At 70.5% G+C, this 22,957-nt stretch carries 18 protein-coding genes; 1 reads left to right on the forward strand and 17 read right to left on the reverse strand.

From position 1 onward, the window contains the following. Window positions 1-62 precede the first annotated feature (62 nt). The gene (gene secA, locus ACOJV7_RS15075; RefSeq protein WP_420191038.1) at window positions 63-2,948 is read right to left on the reverse strand and encodes a preprotein translocase subunit SecA; all 2,886 of its coding nucleotides are present in this window, start codon (window positions 2,946-2,948) and stop codon (window positions 63-65) included. A gap of 182 nt (window positions 2,949-3,130) precedes the next feature. Here secA and ACOJV7_RS15080 point away from each other — a divergent pair, with 182 nt between their 5' ends. Beyond that, on the forward strand, window positions 3,131-4,258 hold the full coding sequence (locus tag ACOJV7_RS15080; RefSeq protein ID WP_420191039.1) for a GNAT family N-acetyltransferase: 1,128 nt from the start codon (window positions 3,131-3,133) through the stop codon (window positions 4,256-4,258). On the opposite strand, the gene ACOJV7_RS15085 is transcribed toward ACOJV7_RS15080, so the two are convergent. The 16 genes from ACOJV7_RS15085 to ACOJV7_RS15160 all read right to left on the reverse strand — a co-directional run bounded on the left by ACOJV7_RS15085 (window position 4,255) and on the right by ACOJV7_RS15160 (window position 22,907). Then, complete coding sequence (locus ACOJV7_RS15085) at window positions 4,255-5,457, reverse strand: winged helix-turn-helix domain-containing protein (protein ID WP_420191040.1); 1,203 nt, start codon at window positions 5,455-5,457, stop codon at window positions 4,255-4,257. The genes ACOJV7_RS15080 and ACOJV7_RS15085 overlap by 4 nt on opposite strands. A gap of 71 nt (window positions 5,458-5,528) precedes the next feature. Beyond that, window positions 5,529-6,197 carry a response regulator gene (locus tag ACOJV7_RS15090; protein WP_420191041.1) on the reverse strand — a complete coding sequence of 223 codons (669 nt, stop codon included), beginning with the start codon at window positions 6,195-6,197 and terminating at the stop codon, window positions 5,529-5,531. A gap of 132 nt (window positions 6,198-6,329) precedes the next feature. Then, entirely contained in the window at window positions 6,330-6,992 is a 663-nt protein-coding gene (hpf, locus tag ACOJV7_RS15095) for a ribosome hibernation-promoting factor, HPF/YfiA family (protein WP_420191042.1), read from the reverse strand. A gap of 119 nt (window positions 6,993-7,111) precedes the next feature. Then, window positions 7,112-7,864, reverse strand: a complete 753-nt coding sequence (locus ACOJV7_RS15100) for a ComF family protein (RefSeq protein WP_420191043.1) — start codon at window positions 7,862-7,864, stop codon at window positions 7,112-7,114. An 87-nt stretch (window positions 7,865-7,951) separates the two neighbouring features. Further along, window positions 7,952-9,748 carry an LpqB family beta-propeller domain-containing protein gene (locus ACOJV7_RS15105; protein ID WP_420191044.1) on the reverse strand — a complete coding sequence of 599 codons (1,797 nt, stop codon included), beginning with the start codon at window positions 9,746-9,748 and terminating at the stop codon, window positions 7,952-7,954. Further along, complete coding sequence (gene mtrB / locus ACOJV7_RS15110) at window positions 9,745-11,334, reverse strand: MtrAB system histidine kinase MtrB (protein WP_420191045.1); 1,590 nt, start codon at window positions 11,332-11,334, stop codon at window positions 9,745-9,747. Before mtrB ends, ACOJV7_RS15105 begins: the two co-directional genes overlap by 4 nt. A 95-nt stretch (window positions 11,335-11,429) precedes the next feature. Further along, entirely contained in the window at window positions 11,430-12,107 is a 678-nt protein-coding gene (mtrA, locus tag ACOJV7_RS15115; protein ID WP_420191046.1) for an MtrAB system response regulator MtrA, read from the reverse strand. A gap of 184 nt (window positions 12,108-12,291) precedes the next feature. Further along, entirely contained in the window at window positions 12,292-13,674 is a 1,383-nt protein-coding gene (locus ACOJV7_RS15120) for an HNH endonuclease signature motif containing protein (RefSeq protein WP_420191047.1), read from the reverse strand. A 170-nt stretch (window positions 13,675-13,844) separates the two neighbouring features. Further along, window positions 13,845-14,984, reverse strand: a complete 1,140-nt coding sequence (locus tag ACOJV7_RS15125) for an acyltransferase family protein (protein WP_420191048.1) — start codon at window positions 14,982-14,984, stop codon at window positions 13,845-13,847. A 1-nt stretch (window position 14,985) separates the two neighbouring features. Continuing rightward, complete coding sequence (locus ACOJV7_RS15130) at window positions 14,986-15,891, reverse strand: type II secretion system F family protein (RefSeq protein WP_420191049.1); 906 nt, start codon at window positions 15,889-15,891, stop codon at window positions 14,986-14,988. After that, window positions 15,891-17,858 (reverse strand): type II secretion system F family protein, encoded by a 1,968-nt coding sequence (locus ACOJV7_RS15135; protein ID WP_420191050.1) that lies wholly within the window; start codon window positions 17,856-17,858, stop codon window positions 15,891-15,893. Before ACOJV7_RS15135 ends, ACOJV7_RS15130 begins: the two co-directional genes overlap by 1 nt. Further along, a complete protein-coding gene (locus tag ACOJV7_RS15140) occupies window positions 17,855-19,231 on the reverse strand; it encodes a TadA family conjugal transfer-associated ATPase (protein ID WP_420191051.1) in 1,377 nt (458 codons plus the stop codon). Before ACOJV7_RS15140 ends, ACOJV7_RS15135 begins: the two co-directional genes overlap by 4 nt. Further along, window positions 19,228-20,394, reverse strand: coding sequence for a CpaE/TadZ family protein (locus tag ACOJV7_RS15145; RefSeq protein WP_420191052.1), 1,167 nt, complete (start codon window positions 20,392-20,394; stop codon window positions 19,228-19,230). Before ACOJV7_RS15145 ends, ACOJV7_RS15140 begins: the two co-directional genes overlap by 4 nt. Continuing rightward, window positions 20,394-21,227, reverse strand: a complete 834-nt coding sequence (locus tag ACOJV7_RS15150; protein WP_420191053.1) for an RcpC/CpaB family pilus assembly protein — start codon at window positions 21,225-21,227, stop codon at window positions 20,394-20,396. Before ACOJV7_RS15150 ends, ACOJV7_RS15145 begins: the two co-directional genes overlap by 1 nt. A 31-nt stretch (window positions 21,228-21,258) precedes the next feature. After that, complete coding sequence (locus tag ACOJV7_RS15155) at window positions 21,259-22,521, reverse strand: pilus assembly protein TadG-related protein (RefSeq protein ID WP_420191054.1); 1,263 nt, start codon at window positions 22,519-22,521, stop codon at window positions 21,259-21,261. Further along, the gene (locus ACOJV7_RS15160; protein WP_420191055.1) at window positions 22,518-22,907 is read right to left on the reverse strand and encodes a TadE/TadG family type IV pilus assembly protein; all 390 of its coding nucleotides are present in this window, start codon (window positions 22,905-22,907) and stop codon (window positions 22,518-22,520) included. The genes ACOJV7_RS15155 and ACOJV7_RS15160 overlap by 4 nt, the downstream gene beginning before the upstream one ends. Between the last annotated feature and the right edge of the window lie 50 nt (window positions 22,908-22,957).

A 22,957-nucleotide genomic window follows, 5' to 3' on the forward strand; every position in this document is an offset into this window, starting at 1 on the left:
GCCTCCACACCCGTGGACGCGGGACCTCGTCTGTTGCGTCTGGCTCAGATGCTGCGTCTGGTTCAGACGCTCTTGCCGTGGCACATCTTGAACTTCTTGCCGGACCCGCACGGGCACGCCGCGTTCTTCGGCGTCGAGGCCAGCTGCTCGGGCGTGAGGCCACCGCTGCCGTTGCTGCTCGCGTGCGAGGCGACGTCACGCTCGACGACCTCACCGGACTCCGAGGGCGCGGTGTAGTGCAGCTGCGCGGGCTGGCGGGGCCGCTCGACACCGACACCGGCGACCTCGACGTGCGGCGCCGCGAGGGCGTCCTGCGTCTCGGGCGCCTGCGTGCCGTCACCCTCCGAACCCGCGAGCCCACCGAACATGTCGGAGAACTGCTGGGGTGCGGTCGCGACCTCGGGCGTCGTCGGCTGGTCGACCTGGACGTCGACGTGGAAGACGAGACCGACGGCCTCCTCCTTGACCGACTCGTTCATGGCCTGCCAGAGCTGGAAGCCCTCGCGCTGATACTCGACGAGCGGGTCGCGCTGGGCCATGGCGCGCAGGCCGATGCCCTCCTGGAGGTAGTCCATCTCGTAGAGGTGCTCGCGCCACTTGCGGTCGAGGACCGAGAGCATGACGCGGCGCTCGACCTCGCGCATGACCTCGCTGCCGAGCGCGGCCTCGCGCGCGTCATAGGCGTGGTGCGCGTCGGAGAGGATCTCCTCCTTGAGCGTCTCGGCGCGCAGGCCCGAGCGACCGCCGGCCGCCTCGACGACCTGCTCCTGCGTGATCGAGATGGGGTAGAGCGCCTTGATCGCGGTCCACAGCCGGTCGAGGTCCCAGTCCTCCGGGAAGCCCTCGGCCGTCTCGGAGTCGACGTAGCCCGAGACCACGTCGGTGACGAAGAAGCGCATCTGCTCGTGGAGGTCCTCGCCCTCGAGGACCCGGCGGCGCTCGTCGTAGATGACCGTGCGCTGGCGGTTGAGGACGTCGTCGTACTTGAGGACGTTCTTGCGAATCTCGAAGTTCTGCGCCTCGACCTGGGTCTGCGCGGACTGGATCGAACGCGAGACCATCTTGGACTCGATGGGCGTCTCGTCGTCCATGCCGGTCGAGCTCATGACGCGGTCGACCATGCCGGCGTTGAAGAGCCGCATGAGGTGGTCCTGCAGCGACAGGTAGAACCGGGACTCGCCGGGGTCACCCTGACGGCCGGAGCGACCGCGCAGCTGGTTGTCGATGCGGCGCGACTCGTGGCGCTCGGTGCCGAGGACATAGAGACCACCGAGCTCGGTGACCTCCTCGTGCTCGGTCCTGACCCGGGCCTCGGCGTCGGCGAGCGCGGCGTCCCACGCGGCCTCGTACTCGTCGGGGGTCTCGACGGGGTCGAGCCCGCGGTCCTTGAGCGCGGCGACGGCCATGAACTCGGGGTTGCCACCGAGCATGATGTCGGTGCCTCGACCGGCCATGTTCGTCGCGACGGTGACGGCGCCCTTGAGGCCGGCGTCGGCGACGATCGCGGCCTCGCGCTCGTGGTGCTTGGCGTTGAGGACGGCGTGCTTGACGCCACGACGGCGCAGCTGCTCGGAGAGGTACTCGCTCTTCTCGACCGAGACCGTGCCGACGAGGACGGGCTGGCCCTTCTCGTGGCGCTCGACGATGTCGTCGACGACGGCGGAGTACTTCGCCTCCTCGGTGCGGTAGACGAGGTCGGCCTGGTCCTTGCGGATCATCGGGCGGTTCGTGCGGATCGGCACGACACCGAGCTTGTAGATCGAGTTGAGCTCGGCGGCCTCGGTCATGGCCGTGCCTGTCATGCCCGAGAGCTTGTCGTACATGCGGAAGTAGTTCTGGAGGGTGATCGTCGCGAGCGTCTGGTTCTCGTTCTGGATCGTCACCCCCTCCTTGGCCTCGATGGCCTGGTGCATGCCCTCGTTGTAGCGGCGGCCCTTGAGGATGCGACCGGTGTGCTCGTCGACGATGAGCACCTCGCCGTCCATGACGACGTAGTCCTTGTCGCGGGTGAAGAGCTCCTTGGCCTTGATCGCGTTGTTGAGGTAGCCGATGAGCGGGGTGTTCGAGGACTCGTAGAGGTTGTCGATGCCGAGGTAGTCCTCGATCTTCTCGATGCCCGGCTCGAGCACGCCGACGGTCTTCTTCTTCTCGTCGACCTCGTAGTCACCACGGCTCGGGATGCCGCGCATCTGGTCGCCGCCCTCACCGCGCTCGAGGTGCTGGACGGCCTTGGCGAACTCGCTGTACCACTTCGTCGGCTGGTCGGCCGGTCCCGAGATGATGAGCGGCGTGCGCGCCTCGTCGATGAGGATCGAGTCGACCTCGTCGACGATGGCGAAGTTGTGGCCTCGTTGGACGAGCTCGTCGGTCGACCAGGCCATGTTGTCGCGCAGGTAGTCGAAGCCGAACTCGTTGTTGGTGCCGTAGGTGATGTCCTTCGCGTACTGCTCGCGCCGCTGGTCCGGCGTCATGTTGGCGAGGATGCAGCCGGTCTCGAGTCCGAGGGCGCGGTGGACGCGGCCCATGAGCTCGGCCTGGTACTCGGCGAGGTAGTCGTTGACCGTGACGACGTGGACGCCCTTGCCCTCGATGGCGTTGAGGTAGGACGGCAGGGTGGCGACGAGGGTCTTGCCCTCACCGGTCTTCATCTCGGCGACGTTGCCCATGTGGAGCGCGGCGCCACCCATGAGCTGGACGTCGAAGTGGCGCTTGCCGAGGGTGCGCTTGCCCGCCTCGCGGACCGCGGCGAACGCCTCGGGAAGGATGTCGTCGAGCGTCTCGCCGTCGGCCAGCCGGGAGCGGAACTCGTCGGTCATGCCGCGCAGCTCGTCGTCGCTCATCGCGACGAAGTCCTCCTCGATCGCGTTGACCTGGTCGGCGATGTTCTCGAGCTTCTTGACGATCCGGCCTTCACCGGCGCGCAGCAGCTTCTCGACGATCTTCACCACGGGTAGGACTCCTCGTTGAACAACAGTGTCACGCTCGGTCGCCCCGTCGACCTCGACGAGACCTGCCAAGGGTAGTCGAGCCACGGGTCGGTGCCGCACCTGATGCGGCCCTCCACCAGCATCCAACGCGGCGGCCCGCTTATTCGGTTCCGACCCCGCACGCCTCCGTGGTCAAATCCCGTATGCCGTTCCCCGACTCCGTGCCCACCCTCACCGACGGCGTCGTGCGCCTGCGAGCCCACTCCGAGGCCGACGTCGACCGCATCGTCGAGCAGTGCACCGACCCCTCGAGCCTGCGCTGGACCCAGGTGCCGCGCAACTACACCCCGGACATGGCGCGCGAGTGGATCACCGACATCGCCAAGGGGTGGGACGGCGACGGCGACCGGCTCTGGGCGATCGAAGAAGTCACCGGGGCCGACGACAATGGGTTCTTCCTGGGCTCGATCGACCTGCGTCCTCGCGGGGCGGGCCGGGCCGAGGTCGGCTACGGCCTACACCCCGACGCCCGAGGCCGCGGCGTCATGGCCCGCGCGCTGCGGCTCGTCTGCCAGTACTGGTTCGACGCCGGCGGCCAGCGGGTCGACTGGCACGCCGAGCGCGGCAACTTCGCCTCGTGGGCCGTCGCCCGCGCGGCCGGCTTCACCTTCATCACGACGTTGCCGGAGCACGTCGCCCACGGCGAGGGCGGCCTCGTCGACGCGTGGTTCGCCAGCCTGAGCCGCGACGACGCGATGGAGGCCCGCGACGAGTGGGTCACTCCCCCGGTGCTCGAGGCGGACGGCATACGGCTGCGTCCGTGGCGCGACGAGGACCGCGCGAGCGTCGAGGAGCCGAACCACCCGTCGCACCACGTGCCCGAGCGCGCGATCCCCACGGCCCTCACCTGGGACGACTGGCTACAGCGACGCCGCCTCTTCATGGCGCGCGGCGCGAGCGTCAACTGGTGCATCGCCGACGCCGCGACCGACACGGCGCTGGGCGAGGCGCTCGTCTTCGTGCACGACGGCACGCTGGCGGGAGGCGACACCGCCGAGCTCGGCTACTACCTCTACCCCGGCGCCCGCGGCCGCGGTGCCGCGAAGACCGCGGCACGCCTCGCGGTGCAGCACGCGTTCGCCCCGCGCGACGAGGGCGGGCTCGGGATGCGCCGGCTCGTCGCCGAGACCGCCGCCGACAACGTGGCGAGCAACGCCGTGCTCGAGTCGGCCGGCTTCACCCGGTGGGGGCACGAGCGGGCGGCGACCGCGCCCGACGGGTCGGTCGGCCCCGCCGACCACTGGGAGCTGCTCGCACCAGAGCGCGACTAGCGGACCACCGCGACGTCGATGTCGGCGAGCCCGAGCAACTGCGCCATGAGGCCGAGCTCCTCGTGGAGCTCGCGGGTGTCGTCGGCGCCGCCGCGCCCCGGCTCCCACGTGACCTGGCGTGCGAGCAACCGTCCGCCGGCCCGGTCGGCCTTGAGGTCCACTCGCCCCACGAGGTCCTCGCCGAGAAGGAACGGCAGGACGTAGTAGCCGTGGACCCGCTTGGCCTCCGGCGTGTAGATCTCGAGCCGGTAGTCGAACCCGTAGAGGGCGCTCGTCCGGTCGCGCTGCCAGATGAGCGAGTCGAACGGCGAGAGGAGCGCTCGCGCCTCAATCCGTCGTGGTCGCCTCGCGGACGGGTCGAGGTATGCCGGCCGCCTCCACCCGTCGATCGTCACCGGGACGAGGTCGCCGGACTCGACGAGGGCCGCGATGGCGGGTCGGGCCTGCTCGGGCTTGAGCCGGAAGTAGTCGCGCAGGCACTGCTCGGTGCCGACGCCATGGGCCCGGACCGCGATCCGGACGAGCTCGACGAAGGCCGTCTCGTCGCTCGGGCGCAGCTCGGGGTGCTCGGCCACGTCGCGAAGGGTCGGCGGGAGGACGCGGGAGGGGACGGCATACCGGCGTTCGAACTGCGTGGTGCGTCCGGCCGAGCTCACCTGGCCGGACCAGAAGAGGTGCTCGAGGGCGGCCTTGACGAGCGACCAGTTCCAGCCCCACTGGTCGCGCTCGCGCGGGAGGTCGTGGGCCAGCGCCGCCTCGAGCTGCCGGCTCGTCATCGGTCCGCGCGCGACCACCTCGGCGAGGACGGCGTCGACGAGCTCGGGGTACTCGCGCTTGACACTCTGCATGCCGCCCCACGACTCGTCGTGGGCGCGGCGCATGCGGAAGTCGAGCAGCGGCCACGTCGACGGTGGGACCAGGGAGGCCTCGTGCGCCCAGTACTCGACGAGGCGGCGCGGTGCGCGGTCGCGGGCCCGGTCGACGAGCGCGCTGTCGTAGGGACCGAGCCGCGAGAAGAACGGCAGGTAGTGGCTGCGGGAGACGACGTTGACGCTGTCGATCTGGACGATGCCGACCGTGTCGATGACCCGTTGCACGTGCCGGTTCGTCGCCGACCACGGCTGCGGTCGGGGGACTCCGAACCCCTGTGCGGCGAGTGCGATGCGGCGGGCGGCGATCGTGCTCAGTCGCGTCGGCATGTCGCCATTCTGTCGGCGGTCACCGACATCCGCGCGACCGCCACACGCGGTGCCCCGTCAGGTGTAGCGGCTCAGGCCTCAGGTTCGATGAGGTTGCGGCGCATGGCGTAGAGGGCGGCTTCGACGCGGGAGTGGAGCTGGAGCTTCTCGAGGATGTTGCGCACGTGGTTCTTGACCGTGTTCTCGCTGATGAACAGCTGGGTCGCGATCTCCTTGTTGGCCTTGCCCTTGGCGACGAGCGAGAGGACCTCGAGCTCGCGCTCGGTGAGGCGTGGCCCGTTCGTGGCGTCCTTGGGCGGCTCGTTGCTCATGCGCGAGAACTCGGCGATGAGCTGGCTGGCCATGTGCGGAGGGATCATCGACTGGCCAGCGTGGGCCATGCGCACGGACTGGGCGATCTGCTCCGTCGGGAGGTCCTTGAGGAGGTAGCCGCTCGCCCCGGCCTTGATGGCCGAGAAGAGATCGGACTCGTCGTCGGACGCCGTGAGGATGAGGATCTTGGTCCGCGGCGCCTTCTCCTTGATGGCGGTGCAGGCCTCGATGCCGCTGTTGCCCGGCATGCGCACGTCGAGGAGGACGACGTCCGGGTCGAACTCGAAGACCTTCTCCACGGCTTCGACTCCGGACGCCGCCTCCGCGACGATCTCGAGGTCGGGCTCGAGGCCGATGACGGCCTGCATGCCACGACGGTAGAGGTCGTGGTCGTCGGCGATGACGATGCGGATTCGTTCGCTGGCCACCCCGTTCGTTGAGGCCAGCGAACCCGGCTCAAAGGGGGATACGCTCACGTGGTCATAGTGACACGGTGAGTAGGCCGTAGTGCGAACTTCGTCAACAAGCCCGGCCTCAGGGCCAGAGATCACGCACTGTGATCAGGATGCTGCAGCCCGTTCTGACTGGCCCGACGTAGCCACATCGGTGTCACTCGTGCTTGGCGCGCTCCCGTTGAGATCGAGGTGCAACACGCCGTACGACCAGCCCCGGCGGCGGTAGACGACGCTCGCCTTGTCGGTCTCGACGTCGTGGAAGAGGTAGAAGTCGTGGCCGACGAGCTCCATCTCCTGGAGGGCTTGGTCGAGCGTCATCGGCGCGGACGAGTGGACCTTCTCACGAACCTCGATCGGCGAGTCGCCGAACACGCCGTCGTCGTCCTGCGAGTCCGTCTCGCTCGCCGTCTCGGGCTCGGGCGGCACCACAGCGGCCGTGGCGAGCGACTCCTGGCTGTTGCGCCCTCGGCGGACCGACCTGTCGTGCTTGCGGCGCAGGCGCTCGAGCAGCTTCTCGAGGGCGCCGTCGAGCGCGGCGTAGCGGTCCTCCTGGCATGCCTCGGCTCGCACGACGGGTCCCTTGATGTGACAGGTGATCTCCACGCGGTCACAGGCCTTGGACTGTCGGCGGTTCGCTTCGTGACTGACGACCACCTCGATGCGGCGCGTTCGCGGGGCGAGCTGCTGGACCTTCTCGAGCTTGTCTGCGATGTGCTGCCGGAATCGGTCGGAAACGGTCGTGTGGCGTCCGGTGACGACGATGTCCACTTGTCCTCCTTGGGTCGGGGGGCGTGCCGGTGGTGCCTGTCGAGGGCTAGGGGCGGCGGCACCACCTCCGATGGAGGATCCGTCTCATGCACCGACGTTAGACCCCCGCCCAGACCCTTTCAAGGGCAGGGGTGGGGCAATGTCGGGCGGCCCCCGGAACGTCGCGTCGTCGCGCCGATCGCAGCTGCCAGGACGACACGCGCCCCTGCCTCCCGGAGCGCCCGGGCGGCCTCCGCGAGGGTCGCGCCGGTCGTCACGAGGTCGTCGACGACGACGCAGACGCCGTCCTCCACGGCCCGGCGATGACGCTCGCGGACCGCCGTCGCGCCGGCCTGGTTCGCCGCCCGCTCGGCCGCGTCGAGGGTGGACTGGTCGAGGGTCGTCCTCGTGGCCACGAGCACGTCGGCGACGCACGCGCGCCCCGCCAGCCCCTCCGCTGCGGCGGTAACGAGCGGCCGGAGCGGCACGTCACCGCGACGCCGCCTTGCACGCGGCGAGCCGGGCACCGGGACGACGAGCAGCCCTCTCCCGCGCAGGGATTCGCGCGCAGCACCGTCTGCGCCAACCGCTGCCCGAAGCGCTTGGCCAAACCAGGGAGCGAGCACCTCGGCGAGGTCGCGCCGCCCTTCGTCCTTGTATGCCGTGACGACCGCCCGGAGCGCACCGCTCGCCTCGCCGGAGACCCAGCAGGACGGCATACCGGGTGGTGGTGGCGAGGGGACGGTCGGGCGCGGGACGTCGTGGAGACACCGCTCGACCGCGTCCCGGCAGCCGGGGCACAGCGGCGCACCCGGCCGGTGGCAGAGGGCGCAGGTGGCAGGGAGGACGAGGTCGACGAGGTCGGCGAGCACCGTCCGAGCGTCGCCCCGCACCGCCTGCTCCTGCCAGCCGCGGGGCGCCGGTTGTGGACGAGGACGGCCGCCCCGACGACTTGTGGACGGAGCCGCTCGCGCGGGCTGTCAGCGTGCCGGGACGAGGACGTCCGTGCCCTGCCCGAGCGAGATCCACTGCTGGCCGGCGCGGCTGATGACGGTGCCGTCGGAGTTCGTCACGAGGATGTCGCGCTCGCCCCCGGCGGAGGTGATCGAGATGCCCTGGGGCGTCTCACCGAGCGCGCGCTCCTCGCCGTCGATGGAGAGGACGTAGGGACGTCGCTGCTCCTGCGCCCCGCCGCGCTGGCCGAGGGTCGCGACGGAGATGTTGGAGAGCCACACGAGCCCCGCCGGGTTGACGAGGGTCGCACCGAGGCGAAGGGGGCTGCCGAGGCCCACGGGCTGGCCGCCGGGACCGCGAACCACACCGGTGATGGTGATCTGCGGGTCGGAGCCGCTCTCGGTGGTGTGGAGCAGGGCCACCCGGTCGCCCGATGGCGAGGGCTTGGACTCGACGACGCGCCTACCCGCCAGCCAGTCGACCGGTAGGCCCACCGCCGGTGGCGGGTTCGCCGGGTCGCCCGCGACGGAGAAGGCCCACAGGTGCGTGCTCGAGTCCTCGTCGATGCCGAGGGCCCCTGCCCAGAGGAAGTTGCGGGTGTCGTAGGCAGGGTTGCCGACGCGCGTGCCGACGAACGACACCTCGTAGCGCGTCACTCCCCTGAACCGCGAGTGCCCGCCGTCCGGGTCGACGGTCGCGATCTCCGTGCCGTCGGCCGAGAGCGCGAGCGAGCGGTAGCCCTTCGGCACGTCGACGTTGCCCGACTTGCGCGGGTCACGGTCGACGAAGCTCGTGCTCGGCAGGAGATAGATCGTGTCACCGCGTCGGATGAGCGGACGCCCCAGCGGCACGACCGGCGGCGCCGGGAAGCCGACCTCCTCGATCGTCCGCACCGGCAGGTCGACGTCGGGCAGCTCGAGGGTGACGTCGCGGACCCGGATCGTCACGCCCTGCACGGTCGGGTCCTGCAGGAGGGTCGAGACGAGCTGGGCCCAGACGTTCTCGCGCTGGGTCTTGTCGGTCGGGACCGGTCCGGTGATGTCGACCCGCGCCACCCCGTCGGTGACCGAGACCGAGTCGGCGGTGAGCCGTGAACCCCGTGGGACGTCGTTGCGGACCGCGCCACCGAGGTATGCCGGTGGGTCGTCGAGCTGGGCCCGCGCGAGTCGCGTGGCGAGGTGGTCCGGCGGGAACCAGCGCCGGTCGGGCACGAGGGCGCGGCGGTCGGAGGCGAGGTAGTGGAGCGAGTAGGGCTGGAGCAGGCGGCCGAGGTCCGACGTAGTGATCCAGCGGCCGAAGTCCTTGGGGACGTTGCTGATCCGCCACTCGCCGTCGATCCGGGCGAACTGGAACTCGATGCGCCGCTTCGCGCCGACCGCCGCCTTCACGTAGCGACCGTCGACACCGATCGACGCCTCGACCGGGCCCGAGAGGACCGCGACGTCGGGCGTGCGGTTCGTGATCGAGAGCGGGGTCGTCGTCGAGTAGAGGACGACCTCTCCCTCGGGCACCCAGCCCTTGTCGGCGTCGGGCGTGAGGTAGCTGCGGGCCGTGTCGAAGTTGCCGTCGCTCGCTGCCCCCGCCCTGATGAAGCCGAGGACGATGTCGCGCTGGGTGGCGCCCTTGGCCGGCGGAGGGAAGAAGGCGCGGACCGGCTGGACCTCGGCGCCGCGGACCTCGAGCCCGGGGCTCACGGAGGTGTCCGCGCCGATGCCGCTGCACGACGAGGCCAGGGCGGCGACGACCGCGAGCACCACACCGGTCGCCAGGCGCCGAAGGCGTGGGCGGCGGCCGGAGCGGGAGCGGGGATGCCGGGCAGTCACCGCTGCTCCCCTGGCGAGAGCGCGAGCGGCGAGGACGTGAGCGAGGCACCCGAGCGCTGCGGCAGCGTGAGGCGGAACCGCGAGCCCTGACCGGGCTCGCCCCACGCCTGCAGCCAGCCGTTGTGCAGCCGGGCGTCCTCGAGCGCGATCGAGAGCCCCAGGCCGGTGCCGCCGGTGGTGCGCGCCCGGGCGGGGTCGGCGCGCCAGAAGCGGTTGAAGACCATGGAGGCCTCCCCCTGCCGCAGGCCGACACCGTGGTCCTCGACGACGACGGCGACGGCTCCATCGCCCTCGCGCAGGTGGATCGTCACCGGCTTGCCCTCACCGTGCTCGACCGCGTTGACGACGAGGTTGCGCAGGATCCGCTCGACCCGGCGGGCATCGACCTCGGCCTCGACCGGCCCGGACTCGACGACCTCGATCGTCGAGCCGCGCCGCTCGGCGAGCGGACCCGCGGCGTCGACGACCTCCTCGACGATGTCGCGCAGGTCGATGGGCTCCAGCTCGAGCGCCGCGGCACCCGCGTCGAAGCGGCTGATCTCGAGCAGGTCGGCGAGCAGCGACTCGAACCGGTCGAGCTCGCCCTGGAGCAGCTCGGCCGACCGTCCGACGACGGGGTCGAAGTCGGACCGGGAGTCGTAGAGCAGGTCCCCGGCCATGCGGATCGTCGTGAGCGGGGTACGCAGCTCGTGGGACACGTCGGAGACGAAGCGTTGCTGCACGCGGCTCAGGCCCTCGAGCTGGCGGATCTGGGACTGAAGGCTGTCGGCCATCGCGTTGAACGACGTGCCGAGGAGGGCGAGGTCGTCCTCGCCGCGGGACGGCATACGTTCGTTGAGCTTGCCCGAGGCGAGGCGCTCCGACACCTCGGCGGCGCGCCGGACCGGCGAGACGACCTGCTTGGTGACGACCCACGCGACCGCGCCGACGAGGGCGGTGAGGATGAGTCCGGCGATGCCGAAGGCCGTGGAGATCAGACTCATCGTCTGGAGCTCCTGGGTCATCGGATAGATGTAGAAGAGGTCGTATCGCCCAGCGCGCGGCACCTCGACGCCCGTCCCGACGAAGACCGCCGGCACCCGGCTGCCGTTGATGAGGACGTCGCTGACCATCGTGTGCTGACGGCTGGGGTCGTCGGCGACGGCCTGCCGGAGCGACTGCCTCACCGCCGAGAGCCTGACGCCACCGGACTCGAGCGAGTCGAGGACGATCGGGTTCGAGTTCTTGACCCCGCGGAGCATGATGACGTAGCGCGACGGCTCAGGTCCGACGGGCCTCAGGGTCGAGTTCATGATGTCGAGCGCGGCCTGGTTGAGGTCCTGCGCCGTGGTGCCGGTCGTGTTGTCCCACTGGGTCTGGACAGCCTGGGTCAGGGTGCGCGCCTCGTACTCGCTCGTCGCGACCCGGTCGTCGCGCAGCCCGCTCGCGATCTCGTTGTAGAGGTAGGAGCCGAGCAGCGAGACGACGACGATGCCGAGGACGACCGTCGTCGAGACGACGCGGAACTGGAGCGAGCGGCGCCACGTGCGCAGCAGCGCGGCGGCAAGCGCGACGATGCGCGCGCCGACGCCGCGCAGCACCGTCATGACGCGCCGGCCGATGGTGCGGACGTGCGCCGCCAGCGTGGGTGACGCCGTGCGATCCCCAGCCCCGGCGTCCGTGACTGGTGTGCCCGACATGGTCAGGCCGGCCCGGCCCGGTAGCCCACGCCACGCACGGTGACGACGATCTCGGGACGCTCCGGGTCCTTCTCGATCTTGGAGCGGAGGCGCTGGACGTGCACGTTGACGAGGCGGGTGTCACCGGCGTGGCGGTAGCCCCAGACCTGCTCGAGGAGCACCTCGCGGGTGAAGACCTGCCACGGCTTGCGGGCGAGCGCGACGAGGAGGTCGAACTCGAGCGGCGTGAGGCTCAACGACTCGCCGCCGCGCTTGACCGAGTGGCCGGCGACGTCGATCGTGAGGTCGCCGATGGTGAGGCGCTCGGGCTCGGCGTCGTTGTCGCGACGCAGCCGGGCGCGGACGCGCGCGATGAGCTCCTGCGGCTTGAACGGCTTGACGACGTAGTCGTCCGCGCCGGACTCGAGACCGACGACGACGTCGATCGTGTCGGTCCGCGCGGTGAGCATGACGATCGGGACACCGGACTCGGCGCGGATCCGCCGGCACACCTCGAGGCCGTCGATGCCGGGCAGCATGACGTCGAGGAGCACGAGGTCGGGCCGTGACTCGCGGAACGCGCCGAGCGCACCCGAGCCGTCGGCCACGTGGCTGACCTCGAGCCCTTCGTTGCGCAGCACGATGCCGAGCATCTCCGCGAGAGCGAGGTCGTCGTCGACGACGAGCACGCGACCCTTCACGGTCAGTCCTTCCGTCCCATGGCGCCACCTCGTGCCGGACACGACGTGGGCCGACGCGGTTCGGCGCGCCGGTGCTCCATGTTCGCACAGCGAACTGTGCTCGCCGGTCACCTTCGCGTCGTCGCGGCCGTTGTCTCGGGCGGGGTCGGGCGACGGGTCGCGTATGCCGTCCCACGGCCGTCGCTCACCCCGACCGCGTTTGGGGCGGGGCTCGGTGCCTGTCCATCGAGTCGAGGGCAGAGTCGTAGGAGCGGCGGGTGAGGTCCCAGGTGACGTGCTGTCGTCCGTGGTGGTCGGTGGTGACGTGTCCGTGGAGGCGTCTGCTGTGGACGATGGTGTGGTGGCGTGGGCAGAGCAGGGCTGCGTTGGCCAGGTCGGACGGTCCGCCGTCGGCCCAGTGGGTGAGGTGGTGGGCGTCGGTCCAGGCGGCGGGGGCGTCGCAGCCGGGGTAGGTGCAGTGTCGGTCGCGCAGCCAGAGCCGTTTGACCTGGGCGGGGGTGAACAGGCGTGTGGCGCGGCCGAGGTCGACGACCTCGCCGCACGTGTTCAGGACGGTGGGGATGATCGTGGCGTCGCAGGCCCACCGTCGGACGGTGTCGGGAGTGACGAGGTCGCCGCTGGTGAGCGCCCCGAGCAGTGTCCCGGCGCCGGGGACGCCGAGCCCACCGTCGGTGTGTTCTGATGCGGGGCGCGTCCGTCCCTGGCGCGTCTGCAGGTCGGCGAGGGCGATGCCGACGAAGACCTGCGTCTTGGTTGAGGACCAGGTGCTGTCGCCGGCGGTGAGGGCACGGCCGATCACGGCGATGAGGGCGTCAGCGCGGCGTTGCTCGACGGGTCGTTCGTCGGGTTCGCCGTCGGGGCCGGGCGTGGGCGCTGATTGTGGTCCGATGGCTGCTTCGAGCATGGCGCGGCCCTCGCGGGTGACGCGCAGGAGGTACTCGAACAGGCCGGGCGCGATCTCCTTACCCGCCGACAGGGACGCGCCGACGCGGGCCTTGTCCTCGGTGTCGTCGAACGCGTCGTCGACGCCATGGGCGGCCAGCAGCCGTTCGCGCAGCTGCCGCACGGTGCGGGCGTCGTGCCGCTCGCCCAATGTCATGAGCGCGTCCCAGACGGTGTCCACCGCGTCCGGGTTGAGATGAGGTGCGAGCAGGCGCATCTCCTTGAGGGCGACCTGCGCGGCATCGACGCTGACCCGACCGATGACCACGGCCTCGCGCAGAATGTGGTTCGAGGGCTGGCGGCAGGCCTGCGCGACGTCGACCAGGCGGGAGGCGCCGGCGACGGCATACCGGCGGTGGTGCGCGACCACCCACTCGCGCGGCGTCTGCGGCGGTGAGGAGCAGCCGGGTTCGCCGCGGTCGATCGCCTCGACGGTGACGGCGGCCTCGGCGCCCTCGCACGCGGCGGACAGCTCTCCGAGGGCCTCCAGCCCGGCGGCGAGGTCGGCGCCCGACGCCTGCCACAGCACCGACGACAGCGCGGCGGCTGCCTCGCGCGCGGCCTCGAACCGGCGCACGCACTCGGCGTACCCCAGGCTCGCTGCTGGTGTGGTCCCCTCCGTCATGACCCCAACCTAGAAGCGACCACCGACAGTCGCCGTCCGTCGAATACGGGTGCAGCGCAGGGTTATTCGCAGGTCTGCATGCTTCGAGCCACGCTCGTCACACACGTCGCGGGCGTTGCGCTTCAGGTGGGAAAGTCACGCCGAAAAATGGATGGTCATGCATCCGGGGCTCAGCCCTCCGCGGCCTCCGAGGCGACCACCGACCGGGCCGAGGGGGCCCCGGAACGGGAGTGGACGGCATACGGGGCAGGGGTGAGGACCGGTTTCTCGAGAAGGGTGAAGCTCAGCCACACGACCGGCCCCAGCGCCACCGTGGCGACGAGGACGCGAGCGCCCACGGACAGCCCGGGCAGCCCGTAGAACGCCGCCCACAGCAACGGCAGGTGCCAGAGGTAGAGGCTGTAGCTCGCCTGTCCGACGGCGACCATCGGCCGCGACTCGAGCAGCCGTCGGGCGACCCCGCCCGTCCCCGGCCGCTGGTCGATGAGCAGCAGCGCGACGACCACCGCGATGGGCACGTAGGTCACGCGGTAGAGCCAGGACCCGGACAGCCCCGTCGTCGGCACGAGCACGGCGACGACGAACCCGACGAAGGCGAGGTCGGCGATCCCCGCGTCACGCCCGGTCGTGCGCGCGGGCTCGCGGGCGTGAGCCAAAGCGAGGGCGGCGCCGACGAGCATCACCGCGAGGTTGCCGACGGGCAGGTAGTAGAAAGCATTGGGAGACAATGGCATCGACGCGAGATAGAGCCCGGCGGCCAGCGCCAGGGCCACCCGCATCGCGGCGCTCGTCGACAGCCCTCGGCGCCGCATCGCGACGACGACCAGCGGCCACAGGAGATAGAAGAGCCACTCGACCGTGAGGCTCCACGTCGGCAGCCACGCCTCGACGGGCATCGACCCGAGGACGTGCCAGAAGCCCGTGAGCTGCGCGAGCACGACGAGGCTCCCGGCCACGGCGTCACCCGCGTCGCCGGGACCGGCTACCGTGACGAGGACCCCCGACACGACGACGAGGCCGACGAGGGCCGGTGCGAGGCGGCGCACCCGCCGTTCGACGAACCTCCGGTATGTCGGCCCCTCACGACCGTCGGCTCGCCACAGCAGGCGGGTGATGAGGTAGCCGGAGAGGACGAAGAAGACGAGGACGCCGATGAGCCCGGCGCCGGGTTCGCCGTTGAGCCCCGAGAGGAGGAGGAAGTGGTAGTGGACGACGGCGATGGCAGCCACGCCGCGCAGCCCGTCGAGCATCCGGTCGCGCGCGTGCGAACCGTCGACGGACCGAGCCGCGCGACCGAGCACCGAGGTCATGTCAGCGGTTGATGAGCACGCGGTAGATGTTGATCGCGGCCGGGCCGAGGATGACGATGAAGATCACCGGGAAAATGCAGACGAGCACCGGGAAGATGACCTTGACCGCGACCTTCTGCGCCTTCTCCTCGGCGAGCTGGCGCCGGATGATGCGCATCTCCTTGGTCTGCTCGCGCAGCACGCCACCGATCGGCACACCGAGGCGGTCGGCCTGCACGAGGGCGGAGACGAAGTTCTTGACTTCGGGTGCCGTGTTGCGCTCCCCGAGTGCCTGGAACGCCTGGGCGCGGGTCTTGCCGATCTGGATCTCGGACAGGACGCGGGCGAACTCACCGCCGATCGGCCCGGTGACCGTGCGGGCCACCTGGGTGAGGGCGGAGTCGAAACCCTGACCTGCCTCGACACACACGGTGAGCATGTCGAGGGCGTCGGCGAAGCCCTTGCGCAGGCTTTCCTGGCGGCGCAGGCCGGTGTTGTAGACGAGGAGATCGGGCAGGAAGAAGAGGCCGGCCGCCGCGAAGGCGGAGACGAGGACCGCGGTGAGCGTGATCCCGTCGTAGAGCGGCCCGAGGATGCCTCCGACGACGAGGCCGATGCCCTTGACGGCGAAGATGCGCTCGACGGGCCACGCGGGTGGGTTGCCCGCCTTGTCGAGGTTGTTGGCCAGCCGCTCGGCCGTGCCCGAGGGCGAGAGCCGGCGGGCGACGCCCTTGAGCCCCTCCTCGAAGGGGACGACGAAGCGGTCCTTGGCGGCAAGCTCCGACTTGACCACGCTGCGGCTGTCGGGCCGGTAGTTGACGAGCTCGAGCGAGCGCGCGACACCGGTCGTCCCCACCCCCATCGTGCCGATGAGGACAGCGACGATGATGAGCGCCACCGCCACGAAACCCACTGCGACGAGAAGCATCAGACCTCGATCCTGACGACCTTGCGCATCCACAGCGCGCCCACGACCATGCCGAGGCAGCTTGCGACGAGCATGACGATGCCGGGGATGGTCGTCCACAGCAGCTGGATGTACTCGGGGTTGACCCAGAGCATGTAGAGGAAGATGCCGATCGGCAACGCGATGAGCACGTATGCCGTGAGCTTGCCCTCCGCGGACAGCGCGGCCACCTGACGCTTGAGCGACTCACGCTCGCGCAGCGTGTGGGCCGTGGTCCGCAGCGTCTCGGCGAGGTTGCCACCGACCTCGCGCTGGATCCGGATCGCCATCGTCGTCCAGGTGAGGCTGTCGCTGTCCATGCGGGTGGCGAGGTGGTCCAGCGCGTCGGAGATGTCGGTGCCGATGCGGTTCTCCGCCAGCGCTCGCGAGAACTCCTTGGAGGCGGGCTCGGCCGCGTCCCGGGCGACCGCGTCGAGCGCCTGCGAGAGGCTGAAGCCACTCGCCAGGGTCGTCGCGACGAGGAGCATGACGTCGGGGAGCTGCGCCTCGAACTTCTTGGCGCGCTTGCTCGCCATGGTTCGCAGCACGATGGCGGGCAGGAAGACCCCGAGGACGATGCCGAGGGGGACGGTGATCCACCAGACGAGCGGTACGAGGAACGGGACGACGAAGGCGCCGAGGACCACCGCGAGGAAGCGGAGGACGAACCACTCCCCTGCGCGCAGGGGCAGGTCGGCGCGCTGGATGAGCTGCATCGTCAGGCTCGTCGACTCGCGCTTGTCCATGACCTTCTCGCCGAAGCGGACGGCCGACTGGGCGACGGCAGACGGCGCCGCCGCGTCATCGTGGCGCGACGCCCGGGTGGCGCTGGCGAGGGTGTACATCTCCACCTCGGCCACGCGCTCGTGCCGCTTGGACTTGAACGGGTCGGCGACGGCGATGACGAGGGTGACGAGCCCCACGAAGATGGCGCCGAGGGCCGCGAGAAGGGGGCGGCTCACGCCCGTCTCGACCCGGACGAGCCTCGCCGGAGCGGCACCGAGGGCCGAGACCGGTTCCGTCGAGGCGGTGGGCGACGGTGCGGCCGCGGCGGGCGCGCCGAGGTCGATCGTCGAGCTGACCTGGAAGGGGCGCCCGGAAGCGGTGCCACGGAGGACGACGGGGACCTTGCCGGTCAGGCCGGCCGGCCTCGTGATGTCGAACTCGACCTGCGACTCGAGGACCTTGGCAGCGGCTTCGAACGCCTTGCGCACTGCTGCGGTGTCGGTCGCCTGGACGACCGACCCACCTCCTGCCTTCGCGAAGGCGGCGAGCGCCTCGGGGTCGTTCTCGCTCGTCGTGAAGCGGACGACCTCCACGCGCACCTGCGACGAGGTGAGCGCCTTGACCGACGACGCCAGACCGGGAGCGCGTTCGCCGACCGTGTTGGCGCCGTCGCTGAGCAGGACGATGCTGCGGTCTCCCGCTGCTCCGAGCATCTTGACGGCCTCGGTCATGCCGCTGAAGAGCGCGGTGTTCCCATCGGCGCGCAGCGCGTCGACGACACGCTGGACCGCGGCACGGTCGGTCGTCGGGGCGATCTCGGGTCCGGCCGTGTTGCCGAAGGACACGACGCCCACCTTGACGTCCTTGGGCGCCGAGGCGAGGAAGGTCTTGACGGCACTGCGGACGGTCACCATGCCGGACCGACCCATGGACCCGCTCGTGTCGATGAGCAGCACGGTGGAGCGCTTGGCCTGTGCGGCCGGCTCCACCGAGACCGACGCGGACTGGTTGCCGAGGGTCGCGGTGAGACCGGGGTCGATCGACACGGCCGCATCACCCGGGCGCAGGCTGAGCACGCCGGTGACATGGTCAGCGGTCACGCGGACCGTGCCCACCGTGGCGGGGATGGGGTCGGCGGCCGTCGCGGCGGACGACGGCCCGAGCACTGCGGCTCCCGTGACGAGGGCGAGGAGTGCGAGACGGACCCGTGCGGAGAGACTCATCGGAACGATGGCATGAAGAGGTGGAGCGGGAGCTCGATCCCGAGGTCGCTGAGGTCCTCGGTGAACTTCGGGCGGATACCGGTGCTCCGCAGCTCGCCGAGGAAGCGGCCCTCGGAGTCGCGACCGGCCGAGTAGTCGAAGGTGAAGAGGTCCTGGAGGGTGATGATGTCGCCCTCCATGCCGATCACCTCGGTGATCTGGGTGATGCGACGCGTGCCGTCCTTGAGCCTGGCCTGCTGGATGATGAGGTCGACGGCGCCCGCGACCTGCTCGCGGATGGCGCGGACCGGCAGCTCGACACCGGCCATGAGGACCATCGTCTCGAGTCGGGCGAGCGAGTCGCGCGCGCTGTTGGCGTGCACGGTCGTGATCGACCCGTCGTGACCGGTGTTCATGGCCTGCAGCATGTCGAGCGCCGCACCGTCACGGACCTCGCCGACGACGATGCGGTCGGGGCGCATCCGCAGCGAGTTGCGGACGAGGTCGCGGATCGTGATCGCGCCCGAACCCTCGATGTTGGGAGGGCGCGACTCCAGGCGCAGAACGTGCTTCTGGTGGAGCTGGAGCTCGGCGGCGTCCTCGATGGTGACGATGCGCTCGTCCTCCGGCAGGTAGGACGAGACGACGTTGAGCGTCGTCGTCTTCCCGGAGCCGGTGCCGCCCGAGATGATGATGTTGCGGCGGCCACGCACGCACGACCAGAGGAAGTCCCGCACCGGCTGCGTGAACGTGCCGAAGGAGATGAGGTCCTTGTCGGTGAAGGGGTCCGCGGAGAACTTGCGGATGGTGAGCATCGCGCCGTCGAGGGCGATCGGCGCGACGACCGCGTTGACACGGGAGCCGTCGGGGAGGCGGGCGTCGACGAGGGGGCTCGCCTCGTCGACGCGGCGCCCGATGCGTCCCACGATCCTGTCGATGATGCGGCGCAGGTGGGTCTCGTCGGTGAAGCGGGCGTCGGTCGGATAGATCTTGCCGGAGCGCTCGACGAAGATGCTGTCGGCCCCGTTGACCATGATCTCGCTGATGTCGGGGTCGCGCAGCAGCGGCTCGAGGGGCCCGTGGCCGAGGATCTCGTCGGAGACCTCCTGCGCGAGCCGGGTGCGGTCGGCCAGCGACAGCGGCTTCTGCTCCGCGTCGATGACCTCCTGGAGGGTCTGCCGCACCTGGTTGGCGAGCTCGGACTCCTTGAGGTGCGGGTCGTAGAGGCGCGGGCCGAGTGAGTCGATGAGGCCCTGGTGGACCCGGCTCTTGACCTCGGTGAACGGGTCGACCCGGCGCACGTCGGTCGCGGGAGCCCCCATCGGGCCACGGGCCGGGACGACGGGCTCCTGGGCCCGGCGAGCGGTGTCGAGGCGGTCGGCGAGGCTGCTCATCGTGATCTCCTGCTGAAGAGGCTGCGGCGCTGGGGCTCGTCCACCGGTCCACCGAACCGAGCACGGATGTGGGTGTCGCCGAGCTCGCGAAGGGCCACGCTCACCGGGTCGCGGGGCGACTCCAGGACGAGCGGGACTCCACGGTTGACCGAGGCCGGCACGCTCGTGCTCGCCGGCACGCTGACGGCGATGGGCACGCCGAGGGCCTGGACGACGTCCTCGGAGCGCAGGCCGACCTTGACGTCGGCCCGGTTGAGGACGATGACCCGGGAGTCCCGGGGGCTGCCGAGCGCGTCGAGCGTCTCGAGGGCGAGCTTGAGGTTCTTGACCGCGGGTATGTCGAGGGTCGCGATGAGGACGAGCAGGCTGCTCACGTCGCAGGCGGCAAGGACGTGCTCGGTGAAGGCCGGCGGCGTGTCGACGATGACGTAGTCGTAGTTCGCCGCGGCGACGCGCAGCAGCTCGGTGACGACCTGGGCGCTGACCCGGTCGGCGAGTGATGGGTCGGTGGGCGCTGCGATGACGTCGAGCCCACTCGCGCCGTGGTGGGTGATGAGCTGGGCGAGGCCCTCGCTGTCGAGGTGTCCGCTCATCCCGACCGCGTCGTGGACCGAGCTCGTCGGCAGGAGCTGCATGCTGATGCCGACGTCGCCGAAGGACAGGTCGAGGTCGACGAGCACCGTCCGGAGCCCGCTCATCGCGAGGTGCGTCGCAATATTTGTCGACAGGGTCGTCTTGCCGACACCCCCCTTGGCCGAGAAGACGGTGACGATCCGGCCCTGGGGAGCGGCGGCTCCGCCGTGGTGGCCTGCGATCTTGGCGGTGAGGTCGCGGCTCCGGCGAACGGCGTCGGACAGCGCGGTGGCGTCGTCGGCGCCGACGACCTCACGGAAGCCGCTGCGCAGCGCCTGGCCCATCGTCGTGACGTCGAGCCGGTGGCGCAGGAGGATGAAGCCGATCTCGGGCCGGTCCGCCCGGACCGACTCGACGAGCAGCGAGGCCTCGTCGATGTTGACGAGCGGACCGATGACGACGAGGTCGGCCTGCGGGTCGTCGTCGAGCGCGCGGTGCACGAGCGCCGCGGCGCCCAGCAGCTGGACGTTGCCGAGGGCGAAGTGGTACCTCTCGGCAGCACCTGGCTCGTTGTCCCAGAGGATGGTCATCACTGGGTCCCGTGGTAGCGGAAGTCGTCGGTCGTCAGGGTCGGGGGCACCGTGGTGTCGGAGCCCTCGAGGCCGAAGTAGATGTGCTTCGCCGGGTTGTTCTGGAGGTTCGCCGAGTGCTGGATCGCGTGGACGAGCTTGACGGAGTCGGCCGGCGACACCTCGACCGTGACGAGGAAGCTCTGGACGGGGGTCTCCGTGGTCGGAGCGACGGCGTCACCCTTCTTCTCCTCGTCGGAGGCCGGGCTGATCGAGGAGCCGGTGAGGCTCGTCGTGCCGACGCCGATGACGGGGACCTTGGTGAGCAGCACGCCCGTGCCCTTGACCCCCAGCTCGTTGTACTGCTGGGTCGCCTCGTCGGTGCCGAGCTTCTTGACGTCGTAGGTGTCGTAGATCGTGATGAGGCTGCCGGGCGTGACGAAGGCGCCCACGCGGTTGGGGTCCTCGAGGGTCACCGAGATGGCGACCTTGCCGGGCGAGACGCCGATGGCCTTCTGCCCCAGGCGTTCCGTGCCGAAGGCGGCGTTGAGGACGACCTGGCCGGGCGCGATGTCGGCGAGGGCCACGAGGCCGCTGTTCTCACCGTCGACGGCCTTGAGCGACCCCGCCGGGACGGCCTTGGCGGCCAGCTGGGTGCGCTTGATGAGACCACCGCGCTCGGCGTCCTTGAGGGACGTGCCGGAGCCGACGAGCTTCTCGGTGACGTAGACCGTGGTGGGTTGCTGACCCTCGAGGGCCCGGACGTCGGCGCTGCGGGCATAGAGAAGCACGAGGACCGCACCGACGAGGGCGAGGGCGACGGCGGCGACGAGGGCGATGATGCGACGACCCATGGTGGAGAGGCCTTTCGAGAGGGCGTGCGGCTCAGCCGGCCGGGAGGACGGCGGTGATGCCGAACCCGTTGCCGGGGGCGGGAGGGACGATGTTGGTCGTGGGGGCGTTGAGGACGCCCTGGACGAACCAGCCGGAGATGCATCGACGTGGGTTGCCGCACGGCACGACGCCCGAGACGCGGCTGGGCTTGGTGACGCTGCCACCGAGGCGGTAGCCGCTGAGGTAGAACTTCGCGATGCCCCTGACGTGGTAGTACGTGTTGGCACCGCCGGCATCGCCCGGGTCGCAGTCGACCGGCGGCGAGCCGACGGGGGTTCCGGTCGTGGACTTGACCATGCAGTCGAAGACCGGGAGGTCGATGACGGGTCCGCTGGTCCAGATGTTCGACATGGCCGTCTGGCAGCTGGTCGTGGCAGAGGAGCCGGTGTCGATGTTGGCCCAGATGTCGGTGCCGTTGACCGTCGTCAGGGTCGTGCTGCACGATCCGGTCGTGTCGAGGTAGCCGAAGCCACCCGCGGTGTCCTTGCCCTGGTAGGAGCAGCCCGGCTTGGCCGGGTCGTGGAGGTCGACGATGACCTCACGCCCCGCGGTGTTGGGGGTCGTCGCCGCCGGGGGGTAGGTCGGCTGTCCGGCCCCCCCGTAGCCCGGCCACGGGGCGACCGGCGGCTGGGCGACGTAGCTGAGACCGCCGTTGGTGTAGGTCTGCCACTCGCACACCGAGATCGTGATCGGCGAGGTGAAGGTCCCGCCACCGGGAACCCCCCAGGCCGCGCGGGAACACGAGATGACGCTGCTGTCGTCGGGGCCGGTGTTGTTGGCCCGGGTGAATGGGTTGGGGATGAGGCCGGGTGATGCCCCATTGGAACGCACCCGGACCTCGACGTAGGGGAGGCTCGACGACATGGTCGTCGGCACCGGCGGGCACTCACGCAGGTTGCCCACGCTCGGCGTCGAGGAGCACACGGGGAGGGTCCCAGCGGTGGTGTTCTTCTTGCACTGCCGCTCGATCGTGTGGGTGCGCGAAGCGTTGTTGACCGTGTTGGCGTTGACGAGAGCGGGCAGGCCGTCGGCGTCGACGACGCAGTTGTTCTTGGCGCAGCTCTGGGCGAGCGCCATGGCTGCGGCGTCGGCCGCGTTCTGGGTCTGGCGACGCTCCCAGAAGACCTGTCCGGCATCGGCCGACCAGGCGAGGAGCCCGGTGACGACGAAACCGCCGAAGAGGATGGCGACGAGCATCGTCGTCGCGCCCTTCTCGTTGCGGGCTCTGCGTGAAGGTGAGGGTCGGCGCGTCATCCCAGGCACCTCATCTCGGACGTCGCGGCCGGGGACGGGACGGGGATGCCCCCACCGGGAAAGAGGCCGGCGATGCCCCCCAGCGCGAGCCACTTGAAGCCCGTGACCGAGACGGTGACCCTGCCTCCCTGAGCCGGCGTGGGGGCAGCCGGGCACGCTGCCACGGTGTTCACCGAGTGCGTGCCGGTGGACAGGGCGTCGAGACCCGGCATGGAGGCGTTGGCGCGGGCCGTGACGTCGGCCGCCGGCTGGCGCAGCGCGACCATGCGGGCACCCTCACGGGCGCCGTTGGTGACCATGGCCTGGACGAGGAAGAGCCGCCCGAGGTCGATCATCCCGAAGATGCAGAGGAGCAGGAGGGGGGTGATGAGAGCGAACTCGATCATCGAGGCTCCGCGTTCGTTGCGACGCTTCAAGGCCCTACCCCCTCGTCCTG

The sequence above is a fragment of the Knoellia tibetensis genome, assembly GCF_048606415.1.
Classification (GTDB): Bacteria; Actinomycetota; Actinomycetes; order Actinomycetales; family Dermatophilaceae; genus Knoellia; species Knoellia tibetensis.

Excerpts from the sequence above, each read along its gene's own strand:
- ACOJV7_RS15160 (WP_420191055.1), bottom strand. The coding sequence starts at position 22,907 with ATGATCGAGTTCGCTCTCATCACCCCCCTCCTGCTCCTCTGCATCTTC.
- ACOJV7_RS15155 (WP_420191054.1), bottom strand. The coding sequence starts at position 22,521 with ATGACGCGCCGACCCTCACCTTCACGCAGAGCCCGCAACGAGAAGGGC.
- mtrB (WP_420191045.1), bottom strand. The coding sequence starts at position 11,334 with ATGACGGTGCTGCGCGGCGTCGGCGCGCGCATCGTCGCGCTTGCCGCC.
- ACOJV7_RS15080 (WP_420191039.1), top strand. The coding sequence starts at position 3,131 with ATGCCGTTCCCCGACTCCGTGCCCACCCTCACCGACGGCGTCGTGCGC.
- ACOJV7_RS15120 (WP_420191047.1), bottom strand. The coding sequence starts at position 13,674 with ATGACGGAGGGGACCACACCAGCAGCGAGCCTGGGGTACGCCGAGTGC.
- ACOJV7_RS15135 (WP_420191050.1), bottom strand. The coding sequence starts at position 17,858 with ATGAGTCTCTCCGCACGGGTCCGTCTCGCACTCCTCGCCCTCGTCACG.
- ACOJV7_RS15085 (WP_420191040.1), bottom strand. The coding sequence starts at position 5,457 with ATGCCGACGCGACTGAGCACGATCGCCGCCCGCCGCATCGCACTCGCC.
- ACOJV7_RS15150 (WP_420191053.1), bottom strand. The coding sequence starts at position 21,227 with ATGGGTCGTCGCATCATCGCCCTCGTCGCCGCCGTCGCCCTCGCCCTC.
- ACOJV7_RS15130 (WP_420191049.1), bottom strand. The coding sequence starts at position 15,891 with ATGCTTCTCGTCGCAGTGGGTTTCGTGGCGGTGGCGCTCATCATCGTC.
- ACOJV7_RS15145 (WP_420191052.1), bottom strand. The coding sequence starts at position 20,394 with ATGACCATCCTCTGGGACAACGAGCCAGGTGCTGCCGAGAGGTACCAC.
- ACOJV7_RS15125 (WP_420191048.1), bottom strand. The coding sequence starts at position 14,984 with ATGACCTCGGTGCTCGGTCGCGCGGCTCGGTCCGTCGACGGTTCGCAC.
- ACOJV7_RS15140 (WP_420191051.1), bottom strand. The coding sequence starts at position 19,231 with ATGAGCAGCCTCGCCGACCGCCTCGACACCGCTCGCCGGGCCCAGGAG.